Origin of the sequence: Natrinema hispanicum (genome assembly GCF_900111485.1) — an archaeon.
GTDB lineage: Archaea > Halobacteriota > Halobacteria > Halobacteriales > Natrialbaceae > Natrinema > Natrinema hispanicum_A.
In genome coordinates this window covers 1-11,071 of record NZ_FOIC01000054.1, presented here as the reverse complement: position 1 = coordinate 11,071, position 11,071 = coordinate 1, and the positions used below count along the sequence as shown (strand labels likewise).

General features: G+C 62.3%; 8 protein-coding genes, 1 pseudogene and 1 CRISPR repeat array. Of the genes and pseudogenes, 6 read left to right on the top strand and 3 right to left on the bottom strand.

The genetic code is table 11. The features are described 5' to 3' along the window. Positions 1 to 225 (top strand): annotated as a pseudogene (locus BSG09_RS19210) (IS66 family transposase); the annotation flags it as partial. A 280-nt stretch (positions 226 to 505) separates the two neighbouring features. On the opposite strand, the gene BSG09_RS19205 reads toward BSG09_RS19210, so the two are convergent. Together BSG09_RS19205 and BSG09_RS21795 are read right to left on the bottom strand one after the other, a co-directional pair. Then, positions 506 to 766: a hypothetical protein gene (locus BSG09_RS19205; RefSeq protein WP_092936003.1), complete on the bottom strand. Its 261-nt coding sequence runs from the start codon at positions 764 to 766 to the stop codon at positions 506 to 508. A gap of 342 nt (positions 767 to 1,108) precedes the next feature. Continuing rightward, positions 1,109 to 1,543 (bottom strand): TRAM domain-containing protein, encoded by a 435-nt coding sequence (locus BSG09_RS21795; RefSeq protein ID WP_092936001.1) that lies wholly within the window; start codon positions 1,541 to 1,543, stop codon positions 1,109 to 1,111. A 474-nt stretch (positions 1,544 to 2,017) separates the two neighbouring features. Between BSG09_RS21795 and cas6 the strand changes: the two genes are divergently transcribed. The 5 genes from cas6 to BSG09_RS19175 are packed head-to-tail and all read left to right on the top strand — an operon-like array spanning position 2,018 to position 9,466. After that, entirely contained in the window at positions 2,018 to 2,779 is a 762-nt protein-coding gene (gene cas6, locus BSG09_RS19195) for a CRISPR-associated endoribonuclease Cas6 (protein WP_092935998.1), read from the top strand. Then, positions 2,772 to 4,955: a TM1802 family CRISPR-associated protein gene (locus tag BSG09_RS19190; RefSeq protein WP_092935996.1), complete on the top strand. Its 2,184-nt coding sequence runs from the start codon at positions 2,772 to 2,774 to the stop codon at positions 4,953 to 4,955. The genes cas6 and BSG09_RS19190 overlap by 8 nt, the downstream gene beginning before the upstream one ends. A 31-nt stretch (positions 4,956 to 4,986) precedes the next feature. Beyond that, positions 4,987 to 6,021, top strand: coding sequence for a type I-B CRISPR-associated protein Cas7/Csh2 (gene cas7b / locus BSG09_RS19185; RefSeq protein WP_092935994.1), 1,035 nt, complete (start codon positions 4,987 to 4,989; stop codon positions 6,019 to 6,021). A gap of 24 nt (positions 6,022 to 6,045) precedes the next feature. Beyond that, entirely contained in the window at positions 6,046 to 6,867 is an 822-nt protein-coding gene (gene cas5b, locus BSG09_RS19180; protein WP_092935992.1) for a type I-B CRISPR-associated protein Cas5b, read from the top strand. A 10-nt stretch (positions 6,868 to 6,877) separates the two neighbouring features. Beyond that, the gene (locus BSG09_RS19175) at positions 6,878 to 9,466 is read left to right on the top strand and encodes a DEAD/DEAH box helicase (RefSeq protein ID WP_092935990.1); all 2,589 of its coding nucleotides are present in this window, start codon (positions 6,878 to 6,880) and stop codon (positions 9,464 to 9,466) included. Between the two features lie 9 nt (positions 9,467 to 9,475). On the opposite strand, the gene BSG09_RS19170 is transcribed toward BSG09_RS19175, so the two are convergent. Then, positions 9,476 to 10,168: an endonuclease/exonuclease/phosphatase family protein gene (locus BSG09_RS19170; protein ID WP_092935988.1), complete on the bottom strand. Its 693-nt coding sequence runs from the start codon at positions 10,166 to 10,168 to the stop codon at positions 9,476 to 9,478. Positions 10,169 to 10,249: 81 nt separating this feature from the next. Further along, a CRISPR array of direct repeats spans positions 10,250 to 11,068; the repeat unit is 29 nt; unit sequence CTTCGACCCCACAAGGGTCCGTCTGAAAC. Between the last annotated feature and the right edge of the window lie 3 nt (positions 11,069 to 11,071).

Here is an 11,071-nt window from a genome sequence, read left to right as displayed (position 1 = left end):
TCGACGAATAATCGCGCAGAGCGCGCTCTGCGCGAGCAAGTTGTGCTGCGGAAGATGTTCCGGACCCTCCGCTCAGCCGAAGGGGTCCAGATTCACGAGACGATCACGACCATGTTGGCCACGTGGAAACGGCGAGGACTAGATCCGCCCGAACAGCTCCAGTCTATCCTCGGTGGAGAAGAACTCAGCTCAGGGAGAGAGGCATCACCGAGTAGTGAATTATAGTCACGCTATCCAACTACCATACAAACAGGTTCTGGAGGCGGTGGTGCAGTTAATATGGCTATTGGGACTATTGCTATTCTTCTTATGTATATTATCCCCCTCGCCCTCGTCATTTTCGCTGCTCTGCTATTGATCGATAACTAAGTTGTCTGTACTTACCATTCCCTACGCGTCAATAGGCGTGTGGCCGGTTCTATGACACGCTACAAGCAGATAACGGAGCAGCCACTGACCTTACACACATCGTGTTGAACAGAAAAAGATGAGTTCCGTAGATCCGCTACGGTTTCAACGGGAGGCTCGTTCTTCCGTTCGAGCGCATAACTTCTCTGTTGCGGTCGGGCCACGCCAATAACCGATCACGAAGCAACTCGCCGTCAGCAGTTTTCGGATCATATCCACCGACTTTGGCAGTGAGCGTCAAGACAACCCAGCCGCCGTACCCGAGAATGACAGTCACTCCAGTCAGTACGATGATCGAGACAACCACCCTCACGAGACGCTTCCTGAAGCGCACCTCTGAATTCTGTTCCCCATCCATGGTTGTCGTACTGCTAACTGCTATAGTTAATGTCAAAAACATCAGGGTGAATATCTCTTGGTGACACAGTGCGATAGTCAGCCCGTCCACTCACAGACATCAGTTCCACAATAAACGTAATTGTACGGTGTTGGCTCTGTGCTTGGTAGCCACTCGTCGATCGCAACGAGTTCGTGTACTCGTTTATCGGTCGATCTCGATGCGGATCTCTCTCGGATGGTCGGTCTGTACTCGTTCGTGGCCTCGAGACACACGAGTATGCGCCTCACTCCTACTGGCGCACAATAGATCACCGGCGTAAGCAGGAGAACAGATCAAGCTCTCGGCTATCTGGCTGGTCTTTCACAGTGCTCGTGGATCGCTATCGACAACACTCGCAAATGCGACGTTCTTCTGAACCTGCTCGATTTCGATGGTAGGCTCGTCACCAGGTTGGGCCCCAGAGACGATCACGACATACCCACGTTCGACTTTTGCAATGCCGTCGCCCTGATCGCCGACAGTCTCGATTGAGACATCGCGTACCTCGCCTTCTTCGACAGGGGGTCCCGATGGAGTGCGGCTCGCGGTTTCCCGAGAAGGAGGTTGCTGTGTCTTCTGTTGCATCGATAACTCTGTTGAGGTAGGAGACTCAAGAATCGCTACGCGATACGTTTCGTCGGCTGACAACGCCTCGTGATCAACTTCGCTCGAAGGAACTTCAACAACGTATGTTCCATTTCGCTCTTCGATTGGAGCGCTGAACAGAGAGCGAAGGGAATCTGGAATTTCGACCATTGAGTTTCTAGTGTTCGGTACCCACGGGACAAGTAAGTTTCAGTACTTCACAAAGCTGATCGCCATAGACATGGATTGTATCGTTTGTTTGACCAATAGTAGACTCATCTCATGCAAGCAGGTTTTCAACTAACCAACTTCCCGCACACTACGGAGTCGAATAGGCCTGTGCCCGATTCTATGACACGCTCGGATAACGTAGATAATCGCCGGTTTCCGAGTTTGAGAATTTCGCCGACGCCAGTGGTCCGATCGAGATACTCTCGGGAGAGCCCCGTTCTACGAACGATTCCAAGAATTCCCGTAGGTTGCCCTGATACTCTGGGCAATAACAAATTCTCCCAACCATAAGTATTAGAATGGTAGAGTTAGGATTACCGATATGATTTCTCGCTTGATCAAAACCTCTCGAAGCGGGCGGCGCCTTCCACTCTTTTATGATGCCAAAGCTGCTGCGGCGATGGAAGTGATGCGATGAGAGTGCTAATCGACTTAGAGGCAGAGATGGACGCGGCCTACGACCCGGAGTACCACGGCCGGCTCCGGGCGCGGATGTGGGACGCGCTCCGCGACACACCGTACGACGAACACGGCGCACAGACGCCCGGGTTCTCGTTCTCCAACCCGTTCCCGTGGGGTGATCTGAACGAGGGCGACGAGCGCCAACTGCTGATCGCCTCCCCCCGCGAGGAGCAGTTGGCACACATCGTGGCCGATCTCCTCGAGAACCCCGAGGTACACGCGGGGTCGATGCCGTTCCGCGTGACGGACACGCGGCCGCTCGATCCCGACGTCGGCCCGCCGGGCACGGAGGGCGTCCTCGAGACCGCGACCGGCGTGTACGCCGTCACGCCCCCGAAGTACCTCGACGACCCCGACGAACACGACGACGAGACGTTCTGGCGGTCGGAACACGGGATGGAGGCGTTCTTCGACCACGTGGAGACGCAGCTACAGCGCAACCACGACCGGTTCATGCCGAGTGATGACCCGGGGCCGAAGGAGGTCGACGCGCCGCTGTTCGAGTCGTACGAGATGATCAAGAAGCTCTGGCTCGACGTCCAGCTGTCGGGTGACGTGGAGTGGACGGTGCTGGTGTCGAAGTGGCGGTTCCCGTACCGCGTCCGCGACGACCACCATCGCCGCCACCTCAACCTCGCCTTGGACGTCGGGATCGGCCGCCGGACGCCGCTCGGCTTCGGCTTCCTCAACAGGCAACTCGAAAACGATGAGTGAGATCGCTCTTGACGCCGGCGAGGACGCGGACGACATCGAGGAGGTACTCCTCGGCCGTCCGATGGCCTCGCTGTACGATGTGGCGTACCTGTACGGGAAGCTCCACGCGCTGAACACGGCGAAGCAGTACGACGTGCCTATCGACGACCGGTACGTCGAGCGGATGACCCACGAGTCTCGCACCGGGTACTACGAGCAGGAGGTCGGCCTGTTCAGCGTCCTCGTCGATCTCACTGGTGACAGTCCGACGCTCGGCAAGGCCGGCGAGTTGGACGAGCGGCCGGACGACGACGTGGCCCCGTTCGTCGCTGAGTCGCTCGACCGCGAAAAGCTGCTCCGAGTCGGATTCAGCCGACAAGGCAGTCGGGCGGCGGGCCACAATATGTCCTTGGCACACGACGTTTCGAAGTCATCCGAGGACTGCGTGAAGTACGTCAGACAACTGTTCGACCGCTGGGCGGCGTCCGACTCCGTCTCCGATGTGGCCGAAGACCACAACGACGGATGGATCCTCGATGGCCTCAAAGAAGTCGGGGAGGACGGCGACCTGATGGACACAATCGAGGATGAAGTTGTCGATGCCATCCGCGAGACCTTCGGAGACGAGTTCAGCGGCGTCCTCTCCGTGCGCCTGAAGCTCCCCGACACCGATGGCTACGTCCATCCGGGCGAAGTGGAGGTGCTGAACGAGGCGATGCTCTACAGGTGGGTCGAGAAGCGAATGCGGTCATACTCCGAGGCCGACGACGCGTCCGGCGACGGCCGGGGACTCATCACCGGAGACACTGACGAGGTGTTCGGACTCAGCGACTCTCCGCTGCAACGGTACAAGGGGAAGATGGCCGAGAAGTTCCCCAATCTCGTGGTCGACGAGAGCTGGCAGCAGCGCCCGCTCACCGCCGAGGCGGCGTTCGCCGTGACATCGGGTGGGCCGTTGCTGGAGAACTTCGTCCAGATTCTCGGCGAGGACACGGCGGCGTACTACGTCCCGTACGTGCCCGAACCGACGGTCGAACAGGCGGTGGCGCTGTACGAACTGGCAATGGAGGCTGCCGACAACAGCGGGGCGGCCGTCGGCGTCATCGAAGACGCGTCCACCGACCCTATCAATCCGCTGTACGACGACCTGCAGATTCACTATGTGGCGGCCTACACGCCGGGGAACAAGCGCAAGTTCATCGAGGAAGAACCGTGCGTCGACCCGGATCGGATTCGCGCCATCAAAGAGGCACACACCAACGTGCTGACGGACGGTCTTGTTGCGCCGGACGGCGACAGACCGCCTCTCTTCCCCTCGCCACCGTACGGTCGGCTGACCGACGACGGAGCCGACGAGCAGGGCAGCAAGTACCTGCGGACGAACGCGCCGGTCGTCACCGGCGTCCTCACTGGCGGATACTTCCAGAGTACCTTCCGCCACCAGAGTACAGACGAGGACAGGGACGACCACGGCACGACCGACCTCCGCGCCGAGGCGACGAGTACCGCCCTCGCGTCCGATGGCCAGATGGATCCAGACTGGCTCCTCGCACAGTACGTCCCCCGCCTGATCAGCGAGCAGCGTAGCGCGTTCGAGGACGGCAGCGAACTACCGGAATCGCTGCTCACCCGCCAGTACGTCCAGATGCAGGCACTCGCCCGCGCGAGCGTCCTCGGCGACGCGGCATCGGACGACCAACGAACCATCCCAGCAAGCACTGAAACCATGAGCGATACGACCGACTTCAGCGACAGAGACGACCGACTCGCACAGTTCATCGACAACCACCCCGCCCTCGCCGAAGACGAGGAGCGCCGCGCGGCGTTCCTCCTCGGCGCGCTGGTCGGCCGCGTGGCCGCCTATCAGAGTCGCAACGGCATCTCCCGCACCGTCATTCGCCAGCATCCCATCGACGCGATGACGCGGCGGCGCGTCAACACCACGCTCGGCAAGGTGCTGGAGAAGAACGCGCACTACTCGGACGACGACGAGAACGCGGGGATGCTGATGAACGACCGCTACATCACGCGGCTGAACGACATTCTGAACCGACGGACGCCGGAGGAGTGGTCGCTCTCGACCGACGACCTCCGGATGCACTACGGCCTCGGCCTCACCTACGGGAAGAACGACACCACGCTCGACGACACAGACGAGGACGAGGCGGCAGCAGCCGAGGCACAGACTGACGACTGACACCTTCGATCAACCAACCACACCACCAACGATGACAGAGAATACCGACGATACGATCCAGAACCGCTCCGAAATCGCCTTCGTGATCGACGCTAAGGACACCAACCCCAACGGCGACCCGCTCACCGCCGACAACGAGCCGCGCATCGACCCCGTCACCGGGCAGTGCGTCGTCACCGACGTCCGGCTCAAGCGGTACCTCCGCGACCAGCTCGAAGAGGACGGTCACGTCGTGCTGATCGCTAACCCCAACGACGACGTGCTGACCCGCGAGGAAATGTACGATGCCGTCGAGGAGGAGATGGGCGTCAGCACCGAAGACGCGGAACCCGCGGAACTCCTCGAGGCGTTCGTCGAGACCGCCGCCGACGTGCGGTACTTCGGGGCCACAATCTCGCTCGACACGGAGCTGGCCGACGACCTCCCCGACCAGTTCGAGGGGCCGGTGCAGTTCAACCACGGCCGCAGCTACCACGAGGTCGCCCGCAACACCGAGTCCAAGCAGCTCGCCACCGTCATCGCCAACGAGGACGACAACGAGGAGGACGGCAAGAAGGATCAGGGCACGTTCGCCACGGACAACCGCATCAGCTACGGCGTCATCGGGTTCGGTGGCCGCATCAACGACAACGCCGCCGCGGACACCCGCCTCACTGAAGCCGACGTGGAGCGGCTCGACACTCTCTGCTGGCGGGCGCTGAAGAACCAGACCGTCACCCGCTCGAAGGCCGGTCAGCAGCCCCGCCTCTACATCCGGGTTGAGTACGAGCGGGACGGCTTCGAGATCGGGCGGCTCAACGACCGCATCGGCGTCAACGGCGACCTGCCGGAGGATGAGATCCGGGGCACGGATGACTTCCATCTCGACGTTTCGGAACTCGTGACCGCGCTCGCCGACAACGAGGCCCGAATCGACACTGTCCACGTCACCGCCGACAGCGCAGTCGACTTCGCGCTCCCCGACGACGAGACGGGCGACCGAGAGGCCTTCTACGCGGCCCTCGAGGACGCCCTCGGCGCCGACTCGGTCGACGCATACGACGTGTACGAGCGGTATGCGAACTGACACCGCTGCCTGACCTCTCCACATATGACGCAACAAGACCTCACCGACTACGCGTCCGATGGCGGCGACTCGTCGACCGCCCGGTACGTCCCCGACACCTGCATCGGGTTCGACGTGACCGCCGACTTCGCCCACTTCCGGAAGGTGGGCAACAACAGCGCCAAGCCCAGCTACCGCGTCCCGCCGCGGACGACCGTCGCCGGCCTGCTCGCCGGAATCATGGGGATGCCGCGCGACAGCTACTACGACCTGTTCTCCCCATCGTCGTCCGCAGTCGCCGTCGTCCCGAAGGAGTTGCCCCACACGTACACGATGGGGATCACGACGGTCAACACGAAGGCTGACGACGCCATCCAGTACCTCCCACAGGAGCGTAGCTGGCACCACGGGGCGGAAATGCTGACGCCCGAGTCCTACGTGAAGTACGACCGCCAGCGCGACACCTACGAGATGCTGGTCGACCCGGTGTACCGCGTCTACGCCGCACTCGCCGACGAGGACGTCCACGACGAACTGCGGGAACGCCTCGAAGACTCGCGGTACCACTACTCGCCGGCACTCGGGCTCTCCGAGTGCATCGCCGACATCCGGAACGTGGACACCCACACAGTCGAATCCGCCACCACGGACGCCGTTGACTCCGCCGCGTACGACGACTCCGCTGTCGTTCCCAGACCCGGTATCACTGTTAACCGCGAGCGGGCACCGCTCTACATGGAGGCGACCGACGGCGGTCGGCGGACGACCGCGTTCGGCAACATCACGTACGCGACTGGCGACGACCGCCTCCCGGTTGACGCCTCACGGACGCACGCGGTCGGCGACCACGAAGTCGTCCTCTACTGATGCCCGCACCATGACCTTCGAGCAGTACATCTCGCACCCGGCCAAGACCGACGGTGGCGAGCCGACGCTCCTCATCGGCGATGGGGGCCGGTTCGATGACGAAGGACACCTCCGGACGGTCGCCGACCGGATGATCGAGGCCTGTCGCGGGCAGACGCTGGCCGACGGCACGCCTGCAGATCCGGTCGCGGAAGTGATCGGCCTCACTCACGACTTCGCCAAACTGACCTGTTGGGCACAGAAGCACCTCCGCAACCAGCCCTCTCAGCACTCGGACGAGTACCGCTATCACGCCTTCCCGAGCGCCCTCGTCACCCTCTACTGCCTGCTGGAGTGCCGCGACGAGGTCGGTGGTTACGCGGCAGAGGTGGCCACGCTCGTGGTTGCGGGCCACCACGACACGCAGTCGCCACCGGAGTCGTCCAAGCTGGCGGAGAACTACGGTCGAACCACCGCCGAAGTCCGAGAGACGTACGAGCGTGTCGATGATCAGTTCGAAGACATCTCCGACGAGGTGCCGGAGCGGGCCGACCGCATCATCCGAGCGGCGACTGACGGTGCAGGGTCGTGGGATGACTTCCGCGAGTGGCATGACGACCGCACGGAACCAATCGGCGGCGCACACGACCATCTGGTGTACTTCGCCCAAATGGGTAAGAGAGACGCCGAAGTTGGCTACTACGGGGACGTGGTTCGACTCTGGACGGCACTCAAGTTGGCCGACCAGACCGCTGCAAGTGGGATCGAAGAGAGTGACCTTGACGGGAGGCTCCCCGACCGAGACGCCCTCGACCAACACGTCGACGACCTCGACGAGGGAGAGGGCGTACTGGCGGATCTCAACAGTCTCCGCGACCAGGCCCGAAAAGACGCGACGGAGAACGCCGAGGGCCTCGTTGAGTCCGACGACGTGGGCCTGATCACACTTCCGACCGGATTCGGCAAGACGTACGCCGGGCTCTCCGCGGGACTCCGGGCGGCCGACCTCAGCGACAGTCGGTTGGTGTACGCCCTCCCGTACACGAGCATCCTCGACCAGACCGCGAGCGAGATTCAGTCCGTCTTCGGCGTCAGTCCCTACAGCAAGGCGTTCACCCTCCACCACCACCTCTCGAACACCTACACTGGCCTCGGCGACCACTACACCGATGCCGACATCGGCCGCTCGCCGGGCGCTCTCCACGCGGAGTCGTGGCTGAGTGGGCTCACTCTCACCACCACCGTCCAGCTCTTCGAGTCGCTCGCCGCCCCGACGGCGCGACAGGCCACTCGGGTGCCATCCCTCCGCGAGTCCGTCGTCGTGATCGACGAGCCACAGGCCATCCCCGAAGACTGGTGGCGGATCGTCCCTGCGCTCGTCGAGTTGCTCGTCGACGCCTACGACGCCACCGTGATCCTGATGACGGCGACACAGCCCGGCCTCGTCAAGTACGGCTCGGACGAACTGACCACGCGTGAACTCACCGACGACACCGCCCAGTACACGGACTTCCTCGCCGCCCACCCGAGAGTCACCTACCGACTGCACGACACCGTCCGTACGGATCTGGGCGACGAGTACCCGACGCTCGACTACCCCACCGCAGGCGGTCGAATGTCCGAGGCGGCGGGAGACGGACGCGATGTCCTCGCCGTCTGCAACACCCGGGCGAGTGCCGAAGAACTCTACCGGTACGTCACACCGATGGCGACTGGAGAGGAGGACGAACCGGTCGAACTCGGCCGGCCCCTCCATGACTATGTTGACGAGACCGGCGAGTTACCGAGTCCCGTCGACCTCCGGCGACTCGCGCTCAACGCCGTGGCCGAGCGGGACGCCGACACCGTCTACGCGTTCCTCTCGGGCGACGTGCGCCCCGATGACCGCCAGCTGCTCATCGACACCCTCTACGACGACGAGGCGGGTGATGTGGACGACCCCGACCCGCTCCTCGAACGCGACGAGTCGGTCGTCCTCGTCTCCACGAGCGTCGTCGAGGCCGGCGTCGACGTGAGCTTCGACACCGTGTTCCGCGACTACGCGCCAATCCCCAACATCGTCCAGTCCGGTGGGCGGTGCAACCGCTCGTTCGGCGGCGAGACCGGCGACGTGGTCGTCTGGCGACTCGCCGAACCCGAGGACGGAAACGCCATCCCCTCGTTGGTGATTCACGGCGGCGATGGCGGCGACCGGCTCCCGCTCCTCCGAGAGACGGGGCGAGTCTTGCGGCGACACGCCGAAGACGGCTGCATCGACGAGTCGACAATGGTCTCCGACACCGTGGGCGAGTTCTACGAGTCGCTGTTCAGCGGGGAACTGGATCCCGGCGACGAGCGGCTCTCCGACGCCGTCGCCTCGGCGTCGATGGGCGAACTGGAGGGTGAACATATGATCGAGGAGATCGAGAGCTACGAGGACGTGGTCGCCTGCCTCACCGACCGGGAGCGTGCTGACTTGCTCGGCGGAGATCTGGACGCGGGCGACATCGGGAAGCATCCGGGGGCACAGGTCAACACCGACCCGGACGGGTGGACAGAGGAAGTCGCGGTCGGGAACTCGCGGTACCTGCTAGTGGACGCCCGGGATGCCTCCTACCACCCCGTGTTCGGCGTTCGATAAGCGGGTATTTCAGATCGTTATCAGTAGCGGCATGTGATCGCTTGCGTCGATCCAGTCCTCATACCTGCCGACAGTTACCTCTGTCTCCTGCTTGATTCGGTGTCCGGGTACGAACGCATAGTCGATATGGTAGGGCCGTTCCTCCTTTTTGTGCATGTAGAACGTCGCCTTCATCTCCTCGCCGAACTCGTCACCACGCGCCGCGTGGTACGCGCTGTACAGTCCGGCTCCGTTCAACGCCCCTCGCACGTCGGCGAAGCCGCCGCGGAGCGGACTGTTCGGCGACTCGTCCCACGTCACGTTCCAGTTGAAGTCGCCGGCGATGATCGTGTCCTCGTCGACCAACTGGGGATGGGTTTCGAGGGCGGTGTGGACTTGACCGATGTAGCGTTGTCGCGGGTTCTCTCGGTCGTTCATCGCCCACACGGCGAGAACGTCCACGGCATCGGTCTCCACGTGGAGGAAGTGGTCGGCCTCGGCAATCTCCGTTGTGTCCGAAATGGCGATGTCGTTTCGGGTGAACACGCCGATGCCCCTGTGCGGGTCGCCGCCCGTCCACTCCCAGTCCGTCCACGACGACCAGTCGCCCTTCTCTTCGGGATCCTCGCACTCCGGCACGACCGCTATGTCCGGTTCGAGGTCGAGGAGGTGGTGCTGTTTCCGGCGGAACGCCTGATTGCAGTTCCACGCGGCCAGTCTCATGGCCGTGGCTCTCTCCGAGATCATCCCATCTGATCGACTCTTTGTAAGTCTGAAACAAGATGTTTATCCCACTGTTCGATGCTTCGACCCGACGAGGGTTCGGCTGTAACTTGTGGTTCAGCTGATAGTCGTTCACCTGCGTCAGGCTTCGACCCCACAAGGGTCCGTCTGAAACGGCACTCGAGCGTCATCGGTCGCGCACCTCCTCGTCACTTCGACCCCACAAGGGTCCGTCTGAAACAGTCACGGCCAGTTTTCTCCTCGCCGGACTCGTCAGTCTTCGACCCCACAAGGGTCCGTCTGAAACTCGTTTCCTCGCCTTCGACGTAGACCGATTTGACCGATCTTCGACCCCACAAGGGTCCGTCTGAAACCGATCCAGTATGACCGCTACCCCATGCCAGCCCTCTTCGACCCCACAAGGGTCCGTCTGAAACCGTCAAAGAGACCGACGGTGTCCCCGAGTCGTGCCTACTTCGACCCCACAAGGGTCCGTCTGAAACACCGGCAGCGTCTTCCCGTCAGCAAGATGCGCCTCACTTCGACCCCACAAGGGTCCGTCTGAAACCCGTCCGAAATGGCTCGTCAAACATCAAAATAAGACTTCGACCCCACAAGGGTCCGTCTGAAACTCGTAGTCTCGGACGATCGTCATCGGTCGTCACCTCGACTTCGACCCCACAAGGGTCCGTCTGAAACGTGCTGGCACCCAGGATCAACGTGATAGCTATTCCCGACTTCGACCCCACAAGGGTCCGTCTGAAACTCGTAGTCTCGGACGATCGTCATCGGTCGTCACCTCGACTTCGACCCCACAAGGGTCCGTCTGAAACGTGCTGGCACCCAGGATCAACGTGATAGCTATTCCCGACTTCGACCCCACAAGGGTCCGTCTGAAACTCG